Genomic DNA, 25814 nt, shown 5'->3' with positions numbered 1-25814 from the left:
CGCCACCTAAATGAGTTGGATACGCTTAATTTGGAAACGCTGTTTCAATAAATGAGGATCTTTGCGAGATCTTCTTATAAAACTCGTTCAAATTAGGGTAGGTAGTTGCCCAATCAATTTCAGGAAATCGAAAACTTGTATACGCAAGGGTCACACCTACAGCAATATCAGCCAAAGAAAAATGGTTATCAAAACACCAAGTGTTTTGACCTAAGCCGACGGACATTTGTAATAAACCAGCATGTGCTTTGCCCATTTGGCGCTCTACCCAAGCGTCACAAACTTGACCATTTCTTGGTCCCCAAGTCTTTTCTAAACGGGTAAGTATTAGAGCGTCCAATACACCATCAGCAAGTGCTTCCCAGGTTTTAACAGTAGCCTTTTCACGACCTGTGTTTGGGATTAGTTTGCCAACCGGGCTAATTGCATCAGCATATTCAACGATTACTCTAGAGTCATACATAGAGCTACCATCGTCTAATTGGAGCGTTGGAACTTTACCAAGCGGATTAATTTTGTTCAAAATGGTGTCAGGAGTCCAAACTCCGTCAATGACTAACTCTAAATCAATCTTTTTTTCTAAAAATGTAACCCGTACTTTTCGTACATACGGACTGGTAAGCGAGCCAACTAATTTCATGTGAATCCTTGAGAAAATATCCTTACATTAAGGATAAAGAATAGAATATAACAAATTAATTCTAAATTTTATCAAATGCCCTCAAATTTCAATACTAATCTCACAGCCCTTTCTCCAATTGATGGTAGATATGCAACAAAAACAAACGATTTAAGACCATGGCTCTCTGAGTCCGCTTTTATGCATATGCGCGTAAAAGTAGAGGTTCACTGGTTAATTGCGTTAACGAAGGCTGGTTTACCTGATATGCCAAGTTTTTCAGAGTCTGCTGAAAAATTTTTACTTGATTTAGTAGATCGTTTTTCAGTAGAAGATGCTAGTCGAATCAAAGAGATAGAAGCGGTTACAAATCATGATGTTAAGGCAGTCGAATATTGGTTAAAAGAACAAGTGAAGGGTCAGGTTGAGTTAGAAAATGCTAGTGAATTTATTCATTTCGCTTGCACCTCAGAGGATATTAACAACACCTCACATGGCTTGATGCTAACTGGCGCAGTTCATGAAGTGATGTTACCCAAATTAAAAATTGTTTTAAACACCTTGAAATCTCTAGCCGTTGCAAATGCCAACTTACCGATGCTTTCACGTACTCACGGACAGCCTGCTTCGCCAACCACCTTGGGGAAAGAGATGGCGAATATTGCAGCACGTTTGGAAAAAGCTATCCGTAAAATCGAAGTCATTAAAATGTCTGGAAAAATGAACGGCGCCGTTGGTAACTATAACGCTCACCTCAGCGCTTATCCAGATTTTGACTGGGAAGCTTTTAGTAAAAACGTGGTAGAAAATAGATTACATTTAGAGTTCAATCCATACACAATCCAAATTGAACCTCATGATGCAATGGCTGAATTATTTGATGCATTTGCGCGTGCAAACACCATATTGCTAGATATGAATCGTGATATTTGGGGTTATATCGCTTGGGGTTATTTTAAGCAAAAGACCAAGGAAGGGGAAATTGGTTCTTCCACGATGCCTCATAAAGTGAATCCAATTGACTTTGAAAATTCTGAAGGTAACCTTGGTATTGCAAATGCATTACTCAAACATTTATCTGAAAAACTCCCTGTCTCCAGATGGCAAAGAGATTTAACTGACTCTACGGTGTTGCGCAATTTAGGTACTGCCTTTGGCCATAGTTTATTGGCCTACGATAGTGCGCTGAGAGGTTTACTTAAGTTAGAGGTCAATCCAGCTAAATTAGAGCAAGATCTCAACGATTGCTGGGAAGTCTTAGCTGAACCCATCCAAACTGTCATGAGAAGATACGCCGTTCCAAATCCCTATGAGCAATTAAAAGAGCTAACTCGAGGCAAAGCAATTACTAAAGAGGGGATGCAAACCTTTATTAGCCAATTAGCCATCCCAGCAGAAGCAAAAGAGTTACTACTGGCGATGACTCCTGGGAACTACATTGGTAAGGCTGCTGAACTCGCATTACGGATTGAGTCGCTGTAAGGTCGATGATGGTCAATACCCTGCATCAACAACCGGTTCGGGGGAGTAAAAAAAGAGTTTTTTGGATTGTTTTTGTCATTTATCAGTTCTTATGGCATTTGATAGTTCCTTTTGTAATTTTCAGGTTGTGGTTACGTGGCAGGTTAGAACCTGGATATCGCCAACACATCCTGGAACGTTTTGGTTTTTACTCACCATTCTCAGATTTTAAATCTGACATTTGGGTTCATGCCGTATCGATGGGAGAAACGCGTGCAGCTGTGCCATTAATTGACCAGTTGCTAGCAAGCGGAAAAAAAGTTTTGTTGAGTCACATGACGGCAAGTGGTAGAAGTACCTCTGAACAGATTTTTGCGAATGCCATTGCTCATGGACGCCTACGTCAAGTCTATATTCCTTATGATTTTTGCTGGCCTGTGATGCGATTTCTAAGGCATTTTCAGCCTCCAAAGGGCTTACTCATTGAAACAGAGTTATGGCCAGGCTTGCTGGTTTATGCTCAGAAGTGTGGTGTGCCGATGTATCTGATTAATGGCCGCTTATCGGAAAAAAGCTTTAAAAAATTTATTAAATGGGGTTCTGTTAGCCAAAGCATGTGCCAAATGCTCAGTGGGGTAGCTGCTCAAACGGAAAGTGACGCAAAAAATTTCACAGCACTCGGGATCGAAAATATTTTGATCACTGGTAATTTGAAATTTGACGTCAATTTATCCAATGAACTCATTTTAAAAGGCGAGACTTGGAAAAAAATGAGATGGCCTGATCGCCAGGTTATTATGGCGGCAAGCACGAGGGAAGGTGAGGAGAAAATCATTATTCAAGCAATCAAAGCCTTGAATTTTTCACCTAAGCCACTGCTTTTGTTGGTGCCTAGACATTTAAAGCGACTTCCTGAAATTGAAGATTACATTCAACAACAAAATCTAAGAATCATGAAACGTTCAGAATTTACTGAACAAAATACTGAGCAAAATACTGAGCAAAATACTGAGCAGGAATCACTTATTACAAATATTGATATTTTAATCGGCGATACCTTTGGTGAAATGGCCGCTTACTATGCATCGTGCGATCTTGTGGTGATGGGTGGGACCTTACAAGGTACTGGTGGCCAAAATCTTATTGAACCTTGTGCGCTAGGTAAACCGGTGATTTTAGGACCATCTACTTTTAATTTTAGTTTAGTGAGTCAGAATGCAATTGAATGTGGTGCGGCTGTTGCTCTTAAGAACTCATCAGATCAATCTAACCAAAATCAACTGACGATGACCCTCGTGAAAGAGCTGGAAGATTTACTGTCGCAACCTAAGAAAATGCAAGAGATGGGTGAGCGGGGTTTTGCCTTTACCCACCATCATCAAGGTGCAACTAGAAAAACGCTCAAATTTTTAGAGGCTAATTAAAAAAAGCACTGATTTCCGTTGCTAGTATTTCAGGAATTTCTTCAGGAATGTAATGGCCTGAAGGTACTGTCTTACCAGTGACCTCCTGAAATAGAACTTGCCAGTCAGAGACTGGCGTAAAACACTGGTGAACAATTCCTTTTTCACCCCACAAAACTCTTAATGGGATAGTTAGTTGCTGACCTGAATCTCTAAATTCTTGGTCATGTACGAGATCAATCGTACTCGCTGCACGGTAATCTTCACACATGGCATGTAGCCCTGCGGGGTCTTTCATAAAATGAACATACTCGGCAAAGGCTTCTGGCTCGAATGTGTTGGTGGAACCAGCCTTCGCCCCCATCATTCTAGGGAGTAGAAATTCCACATTATTACCAATAAGGGTTTCTGGTATCGGATAGGGTTGTATTAAAAAAAACCAGTGCCAATAGCCAGTTGCAAACTTTTGTGTCGTATTTGCATACATGGCATAAGTTGGCGAGATATCGAGTACCATTAATTTGTGAACGAGATCTGGGTGATCAGTAACGAGACGATGTGCAACTCTGCCGCCACGGTCATGACCGACCAAGCCAAACTTAGAAAAGCCTAAATGATGCATCAAGGCTACCATATCCTTTGCCATTTCACGTTTCGAATAGTTGGCATGATCGATGAAACCGGCGGGCTTTGAAGATAGACCATAACCTCTCAGGTCAGGGCGTATTAAGGTAAAACGATTTTTCAACAGAGGAATGATCTTATTCCAAATGGTTTTTGTTTGCGGGAAGCCGTGTAAGAGTAAAAGTGGGGGACCAGAGCCTTCAATTCGGTAGGCGATTTTAATGGCGCCATGGGTTCCTTGATACTCAAAAAATTGGTCTAATGCATTAGAATATGAGGACATGATGACTCCCTGTTTTTGTCATTTCAAATAATTTTTAACAATAAAAATTGTTCACGCTATATTTTAAGGTTTTATAGAACAAAAATTAATTCGAAGTTAATAGGACATAAAAATGCATTTAATCATTGTAGGTGGTGGTATCGGTGGTTTAACAATGGCACTTGCTGCTCATCATTACGGTATCACCTGTGATGTATACGAGTCAGTTCCTGAAATTAAGCCGGTGGGAGTCGGTATTAATATCCTTCCGCATGCCAGTCGATTTCTATGTGAGACATTGGGACTCGAGGAAAAGCTGAGTAAATTAGCAGTTTTAACTAAAGAGGCGATTTTCTTTAACCGCTTTGGTCAAAAAATTTACGCTGAGCCTTCTGGGCGATTTGCTGGTTATGACTGGCCGCAATTCTCTATTCATCGTGGTGATTTGCAAATGACATTATTAGCTTCTTTTTTAGAAAAAATTGGGGCGGAGCATTTACATCTCGGACTTGAGTGCACTCGTGTAGATGAAGTAACCGGTAAGGCGTTTTTTAAAAAAGCTAAATCCACAGACGTAACGGAAATTGAAGTGCAAGGGGATGCCGTGATTGCCTGTGATGGTGTGCATTCAGTGATCCGGAAACAACTTCATCCGACTGAAGGAAAACCACTTTATTCTGGCGTTAACATGTGGCGAGGAGTAACGCGCGGGAAGCCTTTTCTTTCAGAAGGTAGTATGGTGAGAGCTGGTTGGTTAACTCAGGGCAAAATGGTTATTTACCCGATTCGGAATAATATTGATAGCGAAGGTAATCAGTTAATTAACTGGGTGGCCGAGTTAGAAACTCCTAATCACTTAGAGCGTGATTGGAACAAGCAGGGTCGAGTTGAGGACTTTATTGGCGCTTTTGAAGATTGGCGTTTTGATTGGTTGGATGTGCCAGCAATGATTCGAGCTGCTGATAGTATTTTGGAGTTTCCAATGATTGATCAAGATCCCTTACCATTTTGGACAAGGGGTCGTGTGACCTTGTTGGGAGATGCAGCACACCCCATGTACCCAAGAGGTTCGAACGGCGCAGGTCAATCAATTTTAGATGCGCAAAGTTTAGCGAAGTTCCTTAGTTCTGAGTCTGATATCGAAAAAGCGTTACAGCTTTACGAAGATGTTCGCCTTGAAGCGACTGGAAACGTCGTAAAAATGAATCGCACCAACCCACCAGATGCCATTTTGCGTGAAGTTTGGGAGCGGACTAACGATCAACCATTTAAAAACATTGAGGATGTGATTAGTCATGAGGAATTGGAAGCAATTACCCAACGTTATAAGAATGTTGCTGGTTACGACAAAAAAACAGTTGCTGCTTAATTAGGTTTTCTATGAAAAACATTAAAAATAAACTCTTTGTTTTACTTCTCACTTTCACCTCCACGTTTGCTCTTGGTCAAAGCGCCGAACCTATTCAAGGGGGCAGTCCGATTAAGTTGATTGTGCCATTTACTCCTGGTACAGGGATTGACACCATTGCTAGAGCCGTTGGTCCTAAGTTATCTGAAATACTCGGACAACCAATAGTGGTTGATAATCGAGCTGGAGCATCTGGCAACATTGGTACAGAAGCAGTAGTAAGAGCGAAGCCTGACGGAACTACCTTGTTGGTGACTGTGAATACTATTGTTATGAATCGCACTTTGTATCCTAAGGCGAGTTTTGATCCTCTCAATGATTTAGTACCGATTACTTTGGCGGCTTATGGGGATTTACTGTTAGTCGTCCCCGAATCCTCTCCCTATAAAACAGCAGGAGAGTTTGTGGCTGCTGCAAAAGCGAATCCAGGGAAACTTTCTTATGCCTCTCCAGGCGTCGGCACGCCCCACCACCTAGCGATGGAAATGTTAAAGAACCAAACGAAGACATTTATCTTGCACGTTCCTTATCGCGGTACTGCTCCCGCTGTGACTGATTTATTAGGGGCTCAAGTGGATGCAATGTTTTTACCGATCCACGTAGGTATGTCATATATCAAGGCGAATAAGTTGAGGGCATTAGGAATTGGCGCGAAAAATAGAAATCCAAATGCTCCGACGATTCCGACCTTTACTGAACTAAAAATTGGTGAAGTAGATGCTCAAATGTGGTTTGGGTTTATGGCCCCAAAAGGTGTGTCTAGCGAGATTGTCAATAAACTAGGCAATGCGATTAGAACCTCTTTGGCTGACCCAGAAGTACGTAAAACCTTTTTATTACAGGGTTTAGATCCTGCGACGAGCTCTCCTAACGCTTTTGCTGAATTAATGAAAAAAGATGCGGTAATATGGGCTAAAACGATTAACGAACAAGGTATTAAGGCAGATTAATTGAAAAATACTATTCAATGGGGGTTTTTGCCTCTGATAGCAATACTAAGTGCTTGCACGGTTAGTCAAGTGCCAGAAACTATTCCTTCCCCAATGGGGACCTGGTTTACCGATCATTTAGCAGCAGATTTTTTTTGGACTCCTGAAATGACGATTGCGCCAGTCGTCACTCCTGACCCCATTAAGCCAAAGTTATACTCAGGCAAACTCATGGTTCCAGTTGGCGCTACGCTGATTAATTCTGAGAAAAGTATTTTGACGGTGCACGTGAATAAAGGGGGACTATTAGCCTCTATCGGACATCAACATATGGTTGCTAGCCGTAACATTATCGGTTGGGTAGACCAGGAGAATAATCAGGGGTTTTTCAGTTTTGATATTGCTAAGATGACGGTCGATGAGTCGAATTTATTACGGGCTAAAAAACTTCCAGATACACTGAAGGAGTCTGAAAAAGAAGCCACGAAGCAAAATATGATGAAAATGTTAGATGTAAAGAGTTTTCCTGACGTAAGGGTGCAAGTAACGCAGTTCGATCGTATTAAAAATTCAATTCATGCAAAAATTTTCTTAAAAAACCAAATGGTTGAAAAAGATCTTTTCGTGAATGTAACTCGCTCAGCAAACAATAAAATCACGAACATCTCTGGAGAAACTCGCTTGAAACTCAGTGATTTTGCAGTGGAACCATTTTCTGCATTGGCTGGGTTACTGAGTGTTGATAATGAAATGATGATTGAGTGGAAATTAGCTTTCGATTAGAAAAAATTTCTTCCAATGGCGCTGAGTTGATTTTTGTATTGACTCATTCAACTAAAAATCCTCATCAGTTTGAACTTAGATAAGGATTTTTTTCGAATGCTTGGAATGCAGAAGCGTTAGACTTTCGCGCCGTAATTTGGATCATCCTCACGTAAGCCTTCATCCTCTTTCTTCAGGACTTCAACTTTTAACAAATCATCGCGCTTCACGCCTAACCACATTGCAATCGCTGCAGCAACGAAGACTGAGGAGTAGATACCAAATAAAATACCAATTGTTAAAGCAACTGCAAAATAGTGCAGTGATGCGCCACCAAAGATTAACATGGCTAAAACCATCATTTGGGTACTACCGTGGGTAATAATCGTTCTACTAATTGTGCCAGTAATAGCCCCATCAATAATTTCGGGCGTTTCTAATTTTCTAAAACGCCTAAAATTCTCACGAATCCTATCGAAAATAACCACTGATTCATTCACAGAGTAACCAAGAACAGCTAGAGTGGCTGCGAGCACTGAGAGTGAGAATTCCCATTGAAAAAAGGCAAAAAAACCTAGAATGATCACCACATCGTGCAAGTTTGCAATAATTCCTGAGACCGCAAACTTCCATTCAAAGCGAGCGGATAAGTAAATCACAATACCTAAGATAACAAAGATTAACGCTTTAATACCACCGTAGAGTAATTCCTCACCAACCTGAGGACCAACAAATTCAACGCGTTGGAGTTTCACAGACTCATCTAATTTAGTGAGTTCGGTCATGAGCGTTTTACTTTGATCTGATGAGCTCATCACTGTTCCATCGCTATTTTTAATCAGAGGTAAGCGAATCATTACATCTTTGGAACTTCCAAAATTTTGCACATTCACATCGCTGTAACCAAGCTGACCGATGGAGGAGCGAATCTTTTCGAGGTCCGCTGTTTGTGAATACTTTACTTCTAACACGGTACCGCCAGTAAATTCAATAGATAAATTGAGTCCCTTAGACCATAAAAAGAACACTGCAGCTAAGAAGGTAATGAAGGAGATAGCATTCAAATACAGCGCATAGCGCATGAAGGGAATGTCTTTACGAATACGAAAAAATTCCATTTTTTAACCTATTGAAATTGATTGAAGTTTTCTCTTGCTACCATACCAGAGGTTGACAAGACCTCTTGAGAAAAATACTGCTGAAAACATGGAGGTGAGGATACCTAAGCAATGTACGATGGCAAACCCTTTAATCGGACCGGACCCAAAGGCTAAGAGGGCGATACCAGCAATGAGGGTGGTTACGTTTGAGTCAAAAATAGTTGCCCAAGCTTTTTCAAATCCGGTGGCTATCGCTAATTGTGCCGTTGCGCCATTTCTAAGCTCTTCTCTGATCCGTTCGTTAATTAACACGTTAGAGTCGATTGCCATACCCAATGCTAGAGCCATCGCCGCAATACCCGGCAAGCTTAAGGTAGCTTGTAACATCGAGAGAACGGCAATTAAAAGTAATAAGTTAACCGCGAGAGCTACCACTGAGAATAAGCCAAAAACAACGTAGTAAACCAACATGAAGATGGCGATTGCAGCGAAACCGTAAATCAGAGATGAAAAGCCTTTTTCAATATTCTCAGCGCCAAGACTTGGTCCAATCGTTCTTTCTTCAATGATTTCCATAGGGGCTGCTAAGGAGCCAGCCCGCAACAGTAAGGCTAAATCATTGGCACTTTGTGCCGAAGGTTGGCCAGTAATTTGAAACTTTGAGCCAAATTCACCTTGAATGGTGGCGATGGTAAGAACTTCACCGTGACCCTTTTCGAAAAGAATCATTCCCATTGGTTTTTGTAAATTCTCACGGGTCATTTCTTGCATTGCACGACCACCAGCAGCATCTAATGTTAAGTTCACCGACGGCCTTTGATTTTGATCAAAGCCAGCGCTTGCATCAATAATTCTCTCACCGGTGATTACGACATTTTTCTTAAATACACCTTGGCGATCGCCAAACGGGAAAGCATCCATCCCTAATGGGGCAGGATCTTTCAAGCCGATATACGGTTGCACAGGATCAGCGAGACGCGCTTCAAGGGTGGCAGTCCTACCAATAATATCTTTAGCCCTGGCGGTATCTTGAACACCGGGTAATTGCACAACGATTCTGTCATCCCCTTGTTTTTGAATCACCGGTTCTTTAACCGCTAATTCATTGACTCGTTTATTGAGCGTCAAGATGTTTTGTTTCAGCGCATTTTCTTGGATTGCTTTATTCGCTTCGACTTTTAAAGTACCAACCAACTTAAATCCGTCAACGTTTTTCTCTACTTTTAAAAGTAACTCATTGAGAGGTTCTTTTAACGCCTCGAATGCTTTGTTTGCTTCTGACTCACTACTAAATCCAATAGAAATCGTTTCATTAGCACGTTCAATACCTTGATAGCGAATTGATTTTTCGCGCAAGCGACTTCTTGCATCATTCATCAATGCAGTAATTTTTTTCTCTACAGCACCTTTCATATCTACTTTTAAGAGAAAGTACACACCCCCTCTTAAATCTAGGCCAAGAGGCATAGAAAGTGCATTAATACTAGTTAGCCAATCAGGCGTGTTCGATAGTAAATTCAGAGCAACGATGAAGTCTGGATTTGACACATCCGTATTGAGTTCGTGCTCAATTAGATCTTTTGCTTTTAACTGAGTATCTGTATCTTTAAAACGAATCTTTAAATTACTAGTAGTTCCAACAGATTCAAGGAAGCTACCAGTACTTACAATACTTGCCGCATTTAATTTCGATTCAACTAATTGTTGAACATTTAAATCCACTTTAGAAGTTGCTCTAGCGCCTGCGATTTGGATTGCGGGTGCCTCACCAAATAAATTAGGGATGGAATAAATTACCCCAATAATCAGAGCAACTGCAATAATTAAATATTTCCAAAGTGGATAACGGTTCATAGCGATTCGATTAGATAGATTTCAGAGTGTCTTTAGGTAAAACGGCAGCGATAGCATTTTTTTGCATTTTGACTTGCAAATTAGGTGCTAATTCAACCGTCACATAGGGTTCGTTCAGTTCAACGATTTTTCCCATTAAACCGCTTGTTGTAGTAACTTCATCACCTTTGCCAACTGCTTCCAACATCGCCTTTAATTCTTTTTGACGTTTCATTTGTGGGCGAATCATAATGAAATACATGACAGCAAACATACCGACCATCATCACAATTGATGAAATACCACTATCTGCACCGCCACCACCAAACTGAGCATAAGCATTGTTAATCCACATACGATTTCCTTATAAAAATTAAATAAAACATTTAAAAACTAATTGTTTCGATTTTAACGGACTCTCGAAGTTAGCCCCTACTTAAGGGGTAATTTCCATCGTGCCAACTGCTCTATTGTGATGGAATTGTTTGACAAAATCAGAAAAGTTGTTTTTTTCAAGGGATTCTCTAATTTCTGACATTAGATTCAAGTAATAGTGAATGTTATGTATGGAGTTTAATTGCGCACCTAAAATCTCCCCCACCTTTTGTAAATGATGTAAATAGGCCCGACTAAAGTTTTTACAGGCATAACATCCGCAAGTAGGGTCGAGTGGACGATTGTCCGTTTTATAACTCGCATTACGAATTTTTAAGTCGCCAAAACGGGTAAATAACCAGCCATTTCTTGCGTTGCGGGTTGGCATCACACAGTCAAACATGTCAATTCCCTTGGAAACTCCATACACTAAGTCTTCGGGAGTACCAACGCCCATCAAATACCTTGGTTTGTTTTTAGGTAGTTTTGGACCAATATGAGCAAGAACTCGCTCAAAATCAGGTTTGGGCTCACCTACTGAGAGTCCACCTATCGCAGTACCATCAAAACCCTGTTCAGCAATTTGAGCTAAAGACGCATCCCGAAGGTGTTCATACATCCCACCTTGAACAATGCCAAATAAAGCATTACCTGTCTCTAGCTCCCTAAATCGACTTAAACTTCTAGCACCCCATCGCAGCGACATTTCTAATGATTCCCTGACAGTTTTTTCAGGCGTAGGAATACCACCCGTTTCAAAGGGTGTACATTCATCAAATTGCATGGCGATGTCACTATTTAAACCAGCTTGAATTTCCATGGATACTTCAGGGGACATAAATAACTTATCACCGTTCACCGGTGAGGCGAAGGTAACGCCTTCCTCGCTAATTTTACGAAGCGCCCCAAGACTGAATACTTGAAACCCACCTGAGTCAGTCAAAATGGGTTGATCCCAACCCATAAATTGATGAAGCCCCCCAAATTGCTTAATGACATCAAGGCCTGGTCGTAGCCAAAGATGAAAAGTATTGCCCAAAATAATTTGTGCTTTGGCATCCTTTAAATCTTTAGGGGTTAATGCTTTGACGGTACCATAGGTTCCCACAGGCATAAACATTGGTGTTTGCAGGGTGCCATGAGGAAGTTTGAAACTTGCCCTTCTGGCATCGGACTGAGCATCCTCATGTGAGATCGTAAATTCTAAGTTAGGGATAGGATTATTAGGCATATAGACAATCATTTAAATTTTTTAAGAAACATGGCATCTCCATAACTAAAAAATCGGTAGCTATTGTCGATGGCATGTTGATACGCTTTACGGATGTTATCCGTCCCAGCAAAGGCACTGACTAACATGAGTAGAGTAGATTTTGGTAAATGAAAATTCGTGATTAAGGCATCCACTACCGCAAACTGGTAACCCGGTGTAATAAATAAATTGGTATCTCCATACTCACCCAACTTGACAGCTGATTCTACTGCTCTTAGCGAAGTAGTACCAACACAGATGACGCGTCGTCCCTCTGCTTTTGCTTGATCAATCGCAATGCGAGTGGCGATTGGGATGGAATACCTTTCAAAATGCATTTGATGTTCAGTGACGTCTTCTACTCGCACGGGTGTAAAAGTACCTGCGCCAACATGCAGGGTAACGTAGGCTACTTCAACCCCGTTATTTTTTAATTGTTCAATTAACGGGGCATCAAAATGTAGACCTGCGGTTGGCGCAGCAACAGCACCAGGATGTTTTGCCACTACGGTTTGGTAACGATTTTGATCCTCGGCGTTTGCGCTGTGCGCAATATAGGGAGGTAAGGGTAACTCTCCCACTTGATTCAGAATCTCTAAACAATTGTCAGGAAACTCTAATAAATAAAATGGGCTTACTTCGGCAGCTTGATTATTTACCGGTGCAATGTGTTTTCTTTCGATGACTTTAATCGGAATTGGGTTCGATTCTGGACCAATATAGATGACCGAATTAGCTTGAGCAGGTTTTGAAGCTCTAATTTGCGATAGAAGTGTTGTTTCACTCAAAATACGCTCAACCAGTAACTCTACTTTACCCCCTGAATCTTTCTTACCAAAGACTCTGGCAGGGATGACTTTTGTATCATTGAAGATTAATAAATCCCCTTTTTTTAGCAATCCTGCAATATCGGAGAAAATAAGGTCATTCAATTGTAAAGTCGTAGTATTGCTCGTAGATACTTCGAGCAAGCGACTAGAGGTCCTTGAATCAAGTGGGAACTGAGCAATAAGCTCTTCAGGTAGTTCGTAGTCGAATTCGGAAAGTTGCATGATGGATAGTAAATAAAGATTATTTTAGTGGAAAGCATGGCAAAAGAAGAAAAACAGTCACCGTTAGCAAAATTAGGTTTAAATACCCCAGCGGATTTAGCCTTGCATTTGCCTATCCGTTATGAGGATGAAACAGAGTTATTCGATATCGGTAGTGCTATTTCAAAACATAGCCAGTTTTCAGTTCAAACGCAAGGACGCGTGATTGACTCACAAGTCACTTTTCGACCCAAACGACAATTAATCATCAAAATTGCAGACGAAAACGACGAACTCATCCTACGGTTTATCCATTTTTATCCTAGCCAACAAAAACAAATGGCGGTTGGGCTTTTTTTAAGAGTTCGTGGAGAGATTCGACATGGCTTTTATGGGCCGGAAATGGTCCATCCGGCAGTCAAAGTCAGCATGCCTGAGGCACCGTTGCCGAATCAGTTAACGCCGGTATATTCAACGGTTGCTGGAGTCAGTCAGACGCTCATACGAAAAGCTATTGAGAAAGGTCTATCCGATAGTAGGACGAATAGTTTCTTACGGGAAATTATTCCAATGCAATGGTTTAATCAACCAAAATATGACGTGCTAAAAGGTTTACCTAGTTTAGAGATTGCCATTCGCACGCTTCATCAACCGCTTGCTAGTGAGCATAAAGAATCCCTACTTGATCGAACACACCTAGCCTGGCGAAGAGTTCAATTTGAAGAATTATTGGCCCAGCAAGTTTCCCTCCAGCAAGCACACGTTGAAAGAAGAAAGCGCTTAGCCCCCATTCTGCAAAGCCCCAAAAATGGCTATGTGCAAAAGTTACTTAACAAATTACCATTTGAATTAACCGCTGCACAAGCTAAGGTATGGCAAGAAATTGCACATGACCTGAGCCAACCTTTCCCGATGAATCGACTCCTGCAAGGCGATGTGGGTAGCGGTAAAACAGCTGTTGCAGCTCTAGCCGCGGCTTGTGCCCTAGACAATGGTTACCAAGTTGCCTTAATGGCACCAACCGAGATATTGGCGGAACAACATTTTCAGAAATTAGTACCTTGGTTCGAAGAGATGAACCTATCGATTGGCTGGTTGACTGGTAGCTTGAAGGCTAAAGCCAAAAGAGAGGTGCAAGAACAAATCATGTCAGGCGCTCTCCAACTTGTGATTGGTACCCATGCTTTAATTCAAGAAGGTGTCAGTTTCGCAAAACTAGGGTTGGCAATTATTGACGAGCAACATCGATTTGGCGTACTACAACGACTACAGTTGTATTCAAAAAATGGTGATCAAGCGATTTATGCCCATCAATTGATGATGACCGCAACTCCGATTCCGAGAACTTTAGCCATGACCTATTACGCTGATTTAGAAGTATCCGTGATTGATCAATTGCCACCCGGAAGAAGTCCTATTATTACTAGACTCATTAAAAACACTCGTAGACTTGAAGTAGTCGATGGCATTCGCCGTGAACTTTTGAAGGGGCGTCAAGCGTATTGGGTCTGTCCAATTATTGAGGAGTCCGAGGCCCTACAATTAAAAACAGCAATCGAGACCTATGAACAACTCACCACTGAGTTGCCGCAATATCAAGTCGGTCTGATCCATGGCAAACTACCCGCAGTAGAAAAATCTCGCATCATGCAATCCTTTAAGAGTGGTGAGATTCAGATGCTAGTCAGTACTACCGTGATTGAAGTGGGTGTCGATGTACCGAATGCTACCTTGATGGTGATAGAACATGCCGAACGTTTTGGTTATGCGCAAATTCATCAATTAAGAGGTCGAGTCGGCCGTGGTTCTGAACAGTCAGTTTGTTTATTAATGTATGCAGAACCATTGTCAATGGCAGCTAAAGAACGCCTACAAAACCTAAGGGAAAGTAACGACGGATTTATTATTGCCGAACGTGATTTAGAATTGAGGGGACCTGGTGAATTACTTGGGGCAAAGCAGTCAGGTGAAACGATGTTACGCTTTGTGGACTTAATACGAGATGCATGGCTGGTTGAAATAGCAAAAGATTTTGCCCATGATTTGTTGCAAAATGACCCGAAAATTGCACATGATCATGTCCAGCGATGGTTAGGTGTTAGAGCTGAACTTTTAAAATCTTAGATTTTCATTGATGAAACAAAAAATATTACAGTACGCTTATTTGATGCGCTTGCATAAGCCAATCGGGACCCTATTGTTATTGTGGCCAACATTATGGGCCTTGTTTTTAGCTAGTGATGGGCATCCACCATTGCTTTATCTTTTTGTTTTCTCATTCGGCACTTTACTCATGCGAAGTGCTGGTTGCGCTGTGAATGATTTTGCCGATCGTGATTTTGATAAACATGTAAAACGTACCGAACAACGCCCCTTAACTTCTGGAAAAATTAGCACGAAGGAAACCTTGTTAGTGGCTGCTTTTCTGGCCTTGATCTCGTTTTTATTAGTGTTGCAATTGAATCGATTAACCGTGCAATTATCTTTTGCAGCTCTCGCAATAGCAATTATTTATCCGTTTACCAAGCGTTTCTTTGCCATGCCGCAAGCGGTGCTCGGAATTGCTTTTGGCTTTGGTATACCGATGGCTTATGCTGCTGTTCTCAGTGAAGTCCCATGGCAGGCTTGGCTGATGTTGTTAGGTAATATTGCTTGGGCGATTGCTTACGATACTGCTTATGCAATGGTCGACCGTGACGATGACATCCTCATTGGTATTAAGACTTCAGCAATCACTTTTGGATCTTATGAAGTACTGGCGATTATGTTGAACTACGCTATATTTTTTCTCATCATGGGTTTTTTGGCCTGGAGTTATGCATTAAATGCTTGGTTTTGGTTGGGCTGGGCTGGGGCAGTAGCTTGCGCAATTTACCACTACACACTGGTTCGCACACGTGATCGCATGAAATGTTTTGCGGCCTTTAATCATAACAACTGGCTCGGCGCCGTCCTCTTTGCTGGCGTTGCTGTGGCCCTGGCAACGCGCTGATTAACGAATCATCACTTCATCGCATTCGTGAACTCTTGGCCCATTTCGCTACTGCGTTGGTTAGCAGCGTTGACAGCAGTTTGTAAAGTGCCCCCCCAATTTGCTTGACGTAAAACTTCCAATGCGGCAAAAGTGGTACCTCCTTTAGAGGTTACTTTTTCGCGTAACACGCCTGGAGCGTCCTCAGATTGTTGAGCTAGCATACCGGCTCCAATAATCGTTTGATTAGCAAGTTGTAATGCAGTCTCAGGACTGAGTCCTAAACCAATGCCCGCCTGTAATAGATGTTCAATCATCAAGAATACATAAGCAGGACCACTACCTGAGATGGCTGTTACCGCATCTAATTGTTTTTCATTGGGAACCCAAACCGATTGACCGATCGATTTACAGACCCATTCAACCAATAGCTGATCTTGTTTTTTAACGCCTTGACCAGCAAATAGTCCAGTAACTCCCTGATTTATCAGGGCCGGAGTATTGGGCATCGATCGAATGACTCGATCATGACCTAATTTCTGACAGATGTCCTGAATTAAAACCCCAGCCACAATACTTAAAACCAAAACGGGGTCTTGTTGGACATTTTGACGGTGTTTCAGAACTTCTTGTAATTGATCTAATGCGTCCATCAAATGGGTGGGTTTTACTGCAAGGATAATTAAGTCAGCAGCCCCTAGAAAATTTTCTGCTTCGCTGATACTGCCCGCTAAACGGACGCCATAACTTTTCTCGAGGCGATCTCTCGCTGTTGCCATTGGATCTACGGCAAGTATTTGATCAGCAGTAATATTATTTTTTAATAGTCCACCAATAATGGCTGAGGCCATATTGCCACCACCAATGAAGGCGATTCGGGTATTTTCAGGGTTTTGTAATGTAATCATTTTTTTATTAAGGTTAATTATTTATTGCAGTTTTGTCGCGCTGACCAAAAATTGCCGTACCAATGCGTACCATCGTACTTCCTGACTGAATTGCTAGTTCTAAATCATCAGACATGCCCATGGATAAAGTATCAAACAAATTGTAATCGCCTAGAGTCATTTTTATTTTTTCGAATAAGTGATGTAACTCTTTGAGAGAGTCCGAACTTGCCCCAGGTTCAGGAATTGCCATTAATCCACGCAATTGTAAATTCGGTAAAGCTAAAATGACTCGGCAAAGTTGGAGAGCTTCACTAGGTGTTACGCCACTTTTAGTCGTCTCACCACTAATGTTCACTTGGACTAGAATTTTTAAGGGAGCCAAATCAGGTGGTCGTTGACTGGATAAGCGCTGAGCAATTTTTTCTCGATCAACACTTTGTACCCAATCTACTTGCTCAGCAATCAACTTGGTTTTATTGCTTTGTAGCGGCCCAATGAAATGCCAAATCATTTCTTTACGATGCGCCTCTAAAGAGTGAATTTTTTCTAAACACTCTTGTACATAGTTTTCACCAAAGTGTTTTTGGCCACCTTCAAATGCCTTTAACACTTTCTCAGCAGTATGTGTTTTAGAGACAGCGATAAGCTGCACACTCTGCGAAGCACGATTGGCTTGCTGACATGCTTTGGAGATACGCTCCTGACATGCTTGTAATTGCGAAAGAATACTCATAGAAATTGAACTTTAAACCAATAAGTCATCAATCATTTCAATCCAATGTTTTACCGGCATTTCATCATTTTGCAATTGCGTAATGCAACCCACATTCCCAGAAACAACAGCATTAGCCTGATGTAGCTGACCAGCCTCATGCAGATGTTGTAGTTTTTGTTCTTTGAGTTGGGTCGATAAATTTTCTTGCAAAATTGAATACGTGCCAGCTGAGCCGCAACATAAATGACTATCTTGGCAGAGATTTACCTTGACGCCTAAACCGGTTAGTAGTTGTTCTACTTTACCTCGGATTTGCTGACCGTGTTGCAGGGTGCAGGGCGGGTGGTAAATAACGCTAGCCGCATCTGACTGACGAATTAAAGGTAGTAATTCAGAGGTTTTTTCTGCAAGTACTTCACTGATATCTTTACAGGCCTTACTGATTGAGCTGGCTTTTTCTGCATAATCCACATCGTCTTTGAAATAGTAGCCGTAGTCTTTAATCGAGACACCACAACCAGAGGCATTTATTAATAGTGTTTTCACTTGACCGCTTTGAATCAAAGGGTACCAAGCGTCAATGTTATTTTTCATTTCCGCAAAACTTTTCTCATGATCATTGAGATGAAATCGGAGAGCTCCACAACATGCAACTGCACTTGGAGAAATCAGTTGAATGCCTAATTTAGCCAATACACGTTGAGTCGCATGATTAATATTTGGTAGCATCCCGGGTTGAACGCAACCCTCCAAAAATAACATCTGTTCTTTAACAGGAGTTTGTTGATCCGTTTTTCGGTCGCGGTGGATCACGCTATGAGGAATTTTCTTTTGCAAAACTTTAGGGAGAACAGGTTTGAAAAACCGTCCAATTTTAATCGCGGGATTAAAGAAGCTAGGACGTGTTAAACCTTCTTTGAGTAACCACCTTACCACTTGTTCTTGTATCGGACGCGCTGGCGACTGTTCATCTGCCCATTTACGACCAATATCTAATAAATGGCCATATTGCACGCCACTAGGGCAGGTACTTTCACAATTTCGACAGGTGAGGCAACGATCTAAATGCTCTCGTGTTTTTTCAGTAGCAGTTCTACCTTCGGCCATTTGTTTAATGAGATAAATTCTGCCACGAGGACCATCGAGCTCATCACCCAATAGTTGGTATGTTGGGCAGGTAGCCGTACAAAATCCACAATGCACACAGTTTGCCAGTAATTTTTGTGCTTCTTTACCCTCTCGGGTCTCTTTTAAAGCGGGAGATAAATCTGTTTGCATTATTCTATGGCATCCTTTTGGTGTTAAAAACGCCAGCTGGGTCAAACGCAAGACGAATGCGTTCCTGCACAATGGCGAGGGGAGCGGTCAAAGAGTTTTCTTGTAGTGAGGTGAAGACTGTATTGAGTTGAGACTTGTCACCGCGAAACATGGTTGCATGCCCACCATGGTCTTTTGCAATACCAAGGGCTTCTTGTCGGTCTAACTTTCCTTTAAACCAACGTTGACCACCCAACCATTCAATACATGTTACGCCTTCGAGTGGCAGTGGATTCGACAATGGGTTGACTGCAAATCGCCATAAGGACTCTTGGGGATCGCACTGAAAATAGGGATGAGTGTGCTCTTTGATGGATAGCCAAAATTGCGCTGCCAGTTCATCCTCAACTTGGACTCCTGGGATTTGGGCGAGTAATTTTACCGTAGCAGATTCAACTGCCGCATTCGCACCACCCAAACGCAACATCAATTCACCCTTTTCAGGAAGTCCAATCCAACAACTCGCGGATAAAGGGAGTGGTTGACCTGCTAAGCGATTCATTTGCTCAATTGCAGCTGCTTGTGACATTTGAAAACAGAGGGTTCTTGTTTTGGCGGGTATGGGTAAAACTTTGATTGATACTTCAAGCAGTAATCCTAAAGTGCCCATGGAGCCTGGCATGAGCCTTGAAACATCATAACCTGCGACATTTTTCATGACTTGACCACCGAAAGTGACAATGTCACCGCGACCATCCATGACTTTGACTCCTAAAATGAAATCTCTCAATGCTCCCGATTGTCCTCGCCCTGGTCCAGATAAACCGGCACAAACTATGCCACCAATTGTTGCCTTCGAGCCAAAAAGAGGCGGTTCAAATGGAAATAGTTGAGAAGCACTCCCCAAGGCTTGCTCAATTTCAATCATGGGGGTACCTGCTTTAGCAGTAAGTACTAACTCCGCTGGTTGATAATCAATAATGCCACTGTAGGCAGAGGTATTGAGGATTTCTCCTTGCGCAGAGTCCCCATACCAAAATTTCGTATTACCACCCATAATTTGTAATTTTTTACCAGAACTAGCAGCATCCAAAATTTGCGCTCTGAATTGCTGTAAGACGGGGTCTACATTCATATTTTCCATCCGCTTAAAACCTTTCCAATTCGGGATGTGGGAGGATGCCATTACTAATACGCATAGCACCGTAATCTGCGCAACGATTGAGTGTCGGTATCGCCTTATCAGGGTTGAGAAGCCTGCCGGGATCAAATGACTCCTTAATGCCCCAGAACATAGCCCGTTCTTTTTCACCGAACTGCACACACATAGAATTGATTTTTTCAATACCAACGCCATGTTCTCCGGTGATTGTTCCACCTAGCTCGACACAGGTTTCTAAAATATCTGAGCCAAATGCTTCCGCTCTAAGCCATTCTTGATGATCTGCACCATTGAACAAAATTAAAGGATGCATATTGCCATCACCCGCATGAAACACATTCATACAACCTAATTGATATTTGGCTTCCATCGCTTTAATACGCTTCAACAGCTCAGCAATTTTCCTTCTTGGAATCGTCCCATCCATACAATAATAGTCTGGTGAAACTCGACCCGCGGCTGGGAAAGCATTCTTTCGCCCACTCCAAAATCTCAATCGCTCTGCCTCAGACTCTGAGACTTGTAGACGTGTCGCGCCACTTTTTTGCAGAACGGCACTCATTTTTTCGATTTCTTCGGCAACCTCTTCTGGTGTACCATCGGACTCACAAAGCAGAATCGTCGCAGCGTTGAGGTCATAGCCAGCATGCACAAAAGATTCCACAGCAACAGTTGCCGGTTGATCCATCATTTCGAGACCGGCGGGGATGATACCAGCTGCAATGATGTCAGCAACGGCGTTACCACCTTTTTCAATATCATCAAAGCTGGCCATGATCACCTTAGCTAAGGCGGGTTTAGGGACTAGCTTTACGGTGACTTCCGTGACGACCGCTAACATCCCCTCGCTACCAATAAAAACAGAGAATAGATCAAGACCTGGAGAATCTGGCGCTAGACCACCAAATTCAACTACTTCCCCAGTAATGAGAATGGCTCTGATCCGCAATACATTATGAATTGTTAAACCATATTTAAGGCAATGTACCCCACCTGAATTTTCGCTCACATTGCCACCAATCGTGCAAGCGATTTGGGAAGATGGGTCTGGAGCATAATACAAACCATGCTGAGCAACAGCCTCAGAGATTGCTAAATTACGAACTCCAGGTTGCACAGTAGCAGTTCTGGCAAGGGGGTTAATTTCAAGAATCTTCTTAAATTTAGCTAAGGATAGGACCAAACCATTCTGAATGGGCATTGCCCCACCAGAAAGGCCGGTACCAGCTCCTCGAGGAACCACGGGAACCTTGAGCTGATGACAAATTTTGAGGATTTGAATAACTTGATCTTCGGTTTGAGGTAAGGCTACTGCCATTGGTCTTTGGCGATAAGCCGCAAGTCCATCACATTCATATGGAATGGTGTCCTCGGGCTCCCACAATAGGGCCTCCTCGGGAAGTAAGGGGCGAAGCTCGGCAAGCAATTCATTTTGCCTAAATTCAAGATGGGGTGAGCTTATGGTGTTCATGAGTTCTCTTCTGTAAATAAGATAATTTCAGCCTATAATCATATTGTATGGGAAATCGACTAACTCAAATTGCTACGCGCACAGGTGATGCTGGTGAAACTGGCCTCGGTGACGGTTCTAGGGTCTATAAGGATCATTTGCGGATTTGCGCAATGGGAGATGTAGACGAACTTAACTCATATATTGGACTTTTGTTGACTGAACAATTTCCAGTTGCTGTTGAAGTGGAACTTAAGGCGATTTTTCACCAAATTCAACATGACCTATTTGACCTGGGTGGCGAGTTATGTATTCCCAATTTCACCTTGCTGAAGGAAGAGCAAGTATTGAGGTTAGATGAATACTTGGATAAATATAATTCCCAACTGCCAAAATTAGCTGAATTTATTCTGCCAGGTGGTACCCGAATTGCTGCTCAAGCGCACGTCTGTCGCACCATTTGCCGCAGGGCCGAAAGATCGATCGTAGCCTTGGGTAATTTTGATGCCATCAATGATGCCCCCAGACAATACACGAATCGTTTATCTGACCTGTTGTTCGTACTCGCAAGATTTTTAAATTTAAGTTCTGGCGGCAGTGATGTGATGTGGAATCACACAAAAGCTGCTAAATAAGAGAAAAGTTTTTTAAATCGTCAAATAAGTAATGGTCGACCTCAATCGATCGACCATCTTATCCTTGATCTGAGCTTGCCCAGTTGTAGATTATTTCTTTCTTCTTGCTTGCACACCATTCGCTAAGATTTCGAGTACTTTCAACGAGTCATCCCAGTCAATACATGCATCCGTAATACTTTTACCAAACTCTAATTTAGAGGGGTCATCTTTACCTGGAGTGAATTTTTGTGCTCCACCGTTCAAATGACTTTCAATCATTGCGCCAAAAATCGCCTGGGAATGATTTGCTAATTGAGTAGCTACATCTCTGGCAACATCGACTTGTCGTTCATGTTGTTTACTGGAGTTGGCGTGAGAAAAATCAATCATTAAAGAAGGATTTAATTTTGCCGCAACTAAATCCTCGCAAGCCTGAGCAACGCTCGCAGCATCATAATTAGGCGCTTTACCACCACGTAAAATGACGTGACAGTCTTGATTTCCCGCTGTTTCCACAATCGCTACTTGACCATTTTTATGCACTGATAAGAAATGGTGACCTCTAGCGGCAGCTTGAATCGCATCAGTAGCAATTTTAATATTGCCATCAGTACCGTTTTTAAAGCCGATTGGAGCTGATAGTCCTGAAGCAAGCTCCCGGTGAATTTGAGACTCAGTCGTTCGAGCACCAATTGCACCCCATGAAATTAAATCGCCAATATATTGTGGAGAAATAACATCTAAGAATTCGCTACCAGCAGGCATTCCTAAACGGTTAATTTCCATGAGTAACTGTCTTGCGTAGCGCAGACCTTCTTCGATTTTGAAGCTACCATCAAGGTATGGGTCATTAATTAAACCTTTCCATCCAACGGTAGTCCTTGGCTTTTCAAAATATACACGCATCACAATTTCTAAGTCTTTTTTGTAATGCTCACGCACTTCTAATAAACGTTTTGCGTACTCAATCGCTGCTACTGGATCATGAATTGAACAAGGGCCAATAATGACTAATAAACGGTCATCTTTCCCATTCATAATTTCCCGAATTGATTTCCGAGTATGACGGATGAGTTTCTCGATTGGTGTACCTAAAATTGGGAAAAATCGAATTAAATGCTCCGGTGGAGGAAGAACACTGATATTTTTAATCCGTTCATCGTCAGTAGAAGAAGTTTTATCAATACTTGCATACCAATTTTCTTGGGTGCTTAACGCTTTATCGTTCATTTCAATTTCTTTCAACAATTTAAAATACCGCAAAAAAAAACCGCCTTATTTGGCGGTTGATTGTAGGTGTTTACTTTAAACCCTTACCTCTCGACCGCCAAGTCTGAGATCCAAAAGTTAAAGAAGTAAAAATATCCTGAATTCATGTAATTAATTTAACACAAAAAGATGTATTCGCAAGAAAAACCTAAACGCTACCTCCAACTACCATGCCTTCTAATCGTAAAGTCGGTTGTCCAACACCTACTGGCACACTTTGTCCATCTTTCCCACAAACGCCAACACCTTCATCTAATTTGAGATCATTCCCAATCATGGTAATTTGTTTGAGTGACTCAGGACCACTGCCAATAATGGTTGCTCCTTTTACAGGATATTGAATTTTGCCATTTTCTACCCAATAAGCCTCGGTTGCTGCAAACACAAATTTTCCACTTGTGATGTCGACTTGACCACCACCAAAATTGAGCGCGTATAAACCCTTGTCTAAGCTAGCTAAGATTTCTTGCGGGTCTTTGTCGCCGCCAAGCATGTATGTATTAGTCATGCGAGGAAGGGGCAGGGAAGCGTAGCTTTCTCGTCGACCATTACCAGTAATTGGCATTTTCATGAGTCGTGCATTTAAGCTATCTTGCATATAACCTTTTAGGATACCGTTCTCAATCAGGGTGGTACATTGCGTAGAGTTCCCCTCATCATCAATGTTTAAGGATCCACGTCTACCGTCTAAAGTGCCATCATCAACGATGGTAACCCCTTTAGCTGCAACCCGTTGCCCCATTTTTCCTGAAAAAGCAGATGATCCTTTCCGATTGAAATCACCTTCTAAGCCGTGACCGATTGCCTCATGTAATAAAACACCTGGCCAACCTGGTCCCATGACTACTGTCATTGAGCCAGCTGGGGCCGGCCTTGACTCTAAATTAATCAGTGCCGCATGAACTGCTTGATCAACCCAGGAATCGATTAATTCATTCGTGAAGTAAGCATAATTGGTGCGACCACCACCGCCAGCACTGCCCATTTCTCTTCTACCACCTTGTTCAACGATGACAGTAATCGAGACTCTCACCAAAGGACGAATGTCGGCTACTAATTTGCCGTTTGCCCTAGCAACTAAAATAACATCGAATTCACCGGCCAAACTAGCCATCACTTGGACTACTCGTGGGTCCTTGGCGCTAGCCCTTTTTTCAATTTTTTCGAGCAAAGCAATCTTATCTTCAGTCGGCAAACTCAAAATAGGGTCTTGTTGGTGATATAAGAGTGGATTGCTACTCACCTGATGAGCGCCTAAAGTAATTTTCTTTTTGCCACCCGTAGCCCCAATTACCCTTGTAGAACGAGCAGCTTGCATGAGGGTATCTAAATTAATTTCATCCGCATAGGCAAAGGCTGTTTTTTCACCAGAAATAGCTCTTACCCCAACACCTTGGTCGATACTGAAATGTCCAGATTTGACAATCCCTTCTTCTAGACTCCAAGACTCATTACGGGTGTGTTGAAAATACAAATCCGCATCATCTAAACGATGTTGGTACATGGAGCTTAGGGCAGTCTGTAAATCAAGCTCAGAAATCCCGCCTGGATCAAGCAAGAGAGTTTTTGCGCTTTGTAATGCAAAATCTTGATAAGTAGTCATAAATTATTAAAGTGAACGGTGGGTTAGCGCTGGCAAATTTGCTCTTACATCGTCTAATTCTTGACGATTTAGTTCTCCAAGTATAAAACCTTCACCATTTTCTAGTTGACTGGAAATTTCTCCCCAAGGGGAGATCAACATCGAATGCCCCCAAGTTTGGCGACCATTGTCATGAAGACCGCCTTGGGCTGAGGCAAGCACATAACACTGATTTTCAATCGCTCGTGCTCTCAATAAAACTTCCCAATGGGCACTACCAGTTGTATAAGTAAAAGCGGCTGGTATGAGATGGCAATCTACTTTACCCATGGCGCGGTATAACTCTGGAAAACGAATGTCATAACAAATACTTAGACCAAAAGTCCAAATTTGTCCCTGTTCTTGAACTTCAAAGACCTGGGTTTCTAAGCCCTTTTGCAAAGTCAATGATTCGTTATAGCTTTCGGTTCCTTTGCTGAATGAAAACAGATGAATCTTGTTATACCTGGCAATAACTTCCCCTTTTGGGTTAAAAACAAGCGTACTGTTCCATACCCGTTCAGGATCTTCTGAACTAATGGGTAAAGTACCCGCTACTAGATAGATTTGGTACGTCTTGGCGAAATTTGCTAGCATTTCTTGCATTGGACCAGCCCCATAAGGCTCTTGAATACTTAATTTTTGGCGATCCGTCTGACCTAACAGACAAAAATACTCTGGTAACACCGCAATTTTTGCCCCACTTTGGGCCACTTCTGCAAGCAGTCTCTCGGCAGTTTGAAAGTTTTCTGCTGGATTAGCACTTGAGACCATCTGAATACTGGCAACTTTAATCATCTCAC

Annotated in this window: 23 protein-coding genes; 8 read left to right on the top strand and 15 right to left on the bottom strand. The window is 42.1% G+C overall.

What is annotated here, in order from left to right:
* Window positions 1-25 precede the first annotated feature (25 nt).
* On the bottom strand, window positions 26-640 hold the full coding sequence (locus B8983_RS03940; RefSeq protein ID WP_084282827.1) for a glutathione S-transferase family protein: 615 nt from the start codon (window positions 638-640) through the stop codon (window positions 26-28).
* Between the two features lie 75 nt (window positions 641-715).
* Between B8983_RS03940 and purB the strand changes: the two genes are divergently transcribed.
* Together purB and B8983_RS03930 are read left to right on the top strand one after the other, a co-directional pair.
* Window positions 716-2101 (top strand): adenylosuccinate lyase, encoded by a 1386-nt coding sequence (gene purB / locus B8983_RS03935; protein ID WP_084282826.1) that lies wholly within the window; start codon window positions 716-718, stop codon window positions 2099-2101.
* Window positions 2102-2106: 5 nt separating this feature from the next.
* A complete protein-coding gene (locus B8983_RS03930) occupies window positions 2107-3504 on the top strand; it encodes a 3-deoxy-D-manno-octulosonic acid transferase (RefSeq protein WP_084282825.1) in 1398 nt (465 codons plus the stop codon).
* Here B8983_RS03930 and B8983_RS03925 read toward each other — a convergent pair.
* Window positions 3497-4390 (bottom strand): alpha/beta fold hydrolase, encoded by an 894-nt coding sequence (locus tag B8983_RS03925; protein WP_084282824.1) that lies wholly within the window; start codon window positions 4388-4390, stop codon window positions 3497-3499. The genes B8983_RS03930 and B8983_RS03925 overlap by 8 nt on opposite strands.
* A 112-nt stretch (window positions 4391-4502) precedes the next feature.
* Here B8983_RS03925 and B8983_RS03920 point away from each other — a divergent pair, with 112 nt between their 5' ends.
* The 3 genes from B8983_RS03920 to B8983_RS03910 are packed head-to-tail and all read left to right on the top strand — an operon-like array spanning window position 4503 to window position 7489.
* Window positions 4503-5738: a flavin-dependent oxidoreductase gene (locus tag B8983_RS03920; protein ID WP_084282823.1), complete on the top strand. Its 1236-nt coding sequence runs from the start codon at window positions 4503-4505 to the stop codon at window positions 5736-5738.
* An 11-nt stretch (window positions 5739-5749) separates the two neighbouring features.
* Window positions 5750-6727 (top strand): Bug family tripartite tricarboxylate transporter substrate binding protein, encoded by a 978-nt coding sequence (locus tag B8983_RS03915; protein ID WP_084282822.1) that lies wholly within the window; start codon window positions 5750-5752, stop codon window positions 6725-6727.
* Window positions 6728-7489, top strand: a complete 762-nt coding sequence (locus B8983_RS03910) for a YceI family protein (protein ID WP_084282821.1) — start codon at window positions 6728-6730, stop codon at window positions 7487-7489.
* Between the two features lie 116 nt (window positions 7490-7605).
* On the opposite strand, the gene secF is transcribed toward B8983_RS03910, so the two are convergent.
* The 5 genes from secF to queA form a co-directional block, all read right to left on the bottom strand.
* Window positions 7606-8586 carry a protein translocase subunit SecF gene (gene secF, locus B8983_RS03905; protein ID WP_084282820.1) on the bottom strand — a complete coding sequence of 327 codons (981 nt, stop codon included), beginning with the start codon at window positions 8584-8586 and terminating at the stop codon, window positions 7606-7608.
* A 3-nt stretch (window positions 8587-8589) separates the two neighbouring features.
* The gene (secD, locus tag B8983_RS03900) at window positions 8590-10422 is read right to left on the bottom strand and encodes a protein translocase subunit SecD (protein WP_084282819.1); all 1833 of its coding nucleotides are present in this window, start codon (window positions 10420-10422) and stop codon (window positions 8590-8592) included.
* Between the two features lie 10 nt (window positions 10423-10432).
* Window positions 10433-10756, bottom strand: coding sequence for a preprotein translocase subunit YajC (yajC, locus tag B8983_RS03895; protein ID WP_084282818.1), 324 nt, complete (start codon window positions 10754-10756; stop codon window positions 10433-10435).
* An 81-nt stretch (window positions 10757-10837) separates the two neighbouring features.
* On the bottom strand, window positions 10838-12007 hold the full coding sequence (gene tgt, locus B8983_RS03890; protein WP_084282963.1) for a tRNA guanosine(34) transglycosylase Tgt: 1170 nt from the start codon (window positions 12005-12007) through the stop codon (window positions 10838-10840).
* An 8-nt stretch (window positions 12008-12015) separates the two neighbouring features.
* Window positions 12016-13083, bottom strand: coding sequence for a tRNA preQ1(34) S-adenosylmethionine ribosyltransferase-isomerase QueA (queA, locus tag B8983_RS03885; RefSeq protein ID WP_143736086.1), 1068 nt, complete (start codon window positions 13081-13083; stop codon window positions 12016-12018).
* 33 nt (window positions 13084-13116) lie between these two features.
* Between queA and recG the strand changes: the two genes are divergently transcribed.
* Both recG and ubiA read left to right on the top strand, forming a co-directional pair.
* Window positions 13117-15183: an ATP-dependent DNA helicase RecG gene (recG, locus tag B8983_RS03880; protein ID WP_084282816.1), complete on the top strand. Its 2067-nt coding sequence runs from the start codon at window positions 13117-13119 to the stop codon at window positions 15181-15183.
* 10 nt (window positions 15184-15193) lie between these two features.
* Window positions 15194-16051 (top strand): 4-hydroxybenzoate octaprenyltransferase, encoded by an 858-nt coding sequence (gene ubiA, locus B8983_RS03875; protein ID WP_084282815.1) that lies wholly within the window; start codon window positions 15194-15196, stop codon window positions 16049-16051.
* Window positions 16052-16062: 11 nt separating this feature from the next.
* On the opposite strand, the gene proC is transcribed toward ubiA, so the two are convergent.
* From proC to B8983_RS03850, 5 genes are read right to left on the bottom strand one after another with little or no spacing between them, the layout of a single operon-like run.
* Window positions 16063-16938 carry a pyrroline-5-carboxylate reductase gene (proC, locus tag B8983_RS03870; RefSeq protein ID WP_084282814.1) on the bottom strand — a complete coding sequence of 292 codons (876 nt, stop codon included), beginning with the start codon at window positions 16936-16938 and terminating at the stop codon, window positions 16063-16065.
* A 13-nt stretch (window positions 16939-16951) separates the two neighbouring features.
* Complete coding sequence (locus B8983_RS03865; RefSeq protein WP_084282813.1) at window positions 16952-17653, bottom strand: YggS family pyridoxal phosphate-dependent enzyme; 702 nt, start codon at window positions 17651-17653, stop codon at window positions 16952-16954.
* A 12-nt stretch (window positions 17654-17665) separates the two neighbouring features.
* Window positions 17666-18913: a glycolate oxidase subunit GlcF gene (glcF, locus tag B8983_RS03860; RefSeq protein ID WP_084282812.1), complete on the bottom strand. Its 1248-nt coding sequence runs from the start codon at window positions 18911-18913 to the stop codon at window positions 17666-17668.
* Window positions 18914-18917: 4 nt separating this feature from the next.
* Window positions 18918-20036 (bottom strand): glycolate oxidase subunit GlcE, encoded by a 1119-nt coding sequence (gene glcE, locus B8983_RS03855; protein ID WP_084282811.1) that lies wholly within the window; start codon window positions 20034-20036, stop codon window positions 18918-18920.
* 4 nt (window positions 20037-20040) lie between these two features.
* Window positions 20041-21525 (bottom strand): FAD-linked oxidase C-terminal domain-containing protein, encoded by a 1485-nt coding sequence (locus tag B8983_RS03850; protein ID WP_084282810.1) that lies wholly within the window; start codon window positions 21523-21525, stop codon window positions 20041-20043.
* A 47-nt stretch (window positions 21526-21572) separates the two neighbouring features.
* Between B8983_RS03850 and B8983_RS03845 the strand changes: the two genes are divergently transcribed.
* Window positions 21573-22139, top strand: a complete 567-nt coding sequence (locus B8983_RS03845; RefSeq protein WP_084282809.1) for a cob(I)yrinic acid a,c-diamide adenosyltransferase — start codon at window positions 21573-21575, stop codon at window positions 22137-22139.
* A gap of 90 nt (window positions 22140-22229) precedes the next feature.
* Here the strand turns inward: B8983_RS03845 and B8983_RS03840 are convergent, their stop codons facing one another.
* The 3 genes from B8983_RS03840 to B8983_RS03830 form a co-directional block, all read right to left on the bottom strand.
* The gene (locus tag B8983_RS03840; protein ID WP_084282808.1) at window positions 22230-23351 is read right to left on the bottom strand and encodes a 3-deoxy-7-phosphoheptulonate synthase; all 1122 of its coding nucleotides are present in this window, start codon (window positions 23349-23351) and stop codon (window positions 22230-22232) included.
* A 187-nt stretch (window positions 23352-23538) separates the two neighbouring features.
* Window positions 23539-24993, bottom strand: a complete 1455-nt coding sequence (gene tldD, locus B8983_RS03835; RefSeq protein WP_084282807.1) for a metalloprotease TldD — start codon at window positions 24991-24993, stop codon at window positions 23539-23541.
* 6 nt (window positions 24994-24999) lie between these two features.
* A complete protein-coding gene (locus B8983_RS03830; protein WP_084282806.1) occupies window positions 25000-25809 on the bottom strand; it encodes a carbon-nitrogen hydrolase family protein in 810 nt (269 codons plus the stop codon).
* Between the last annotated feature and the right edge of the window lie 5 nt (window positions 25810-25814).

The sequence above is a fragment of the Polynucleobacter kasalickyi genome, assembly GCF_900176405.1.
Classification (GTDB): domain Bacteria; phylum Pseudomonadota; class Gammaproteobacteria; order Burkholderiales; family Burkholderiaceae; genus Polynucleobacter; species Polynucleobacter kasalickyi.
This window is presented reverse-complemented; position numbering and strand designations above follow the sequence as displayed.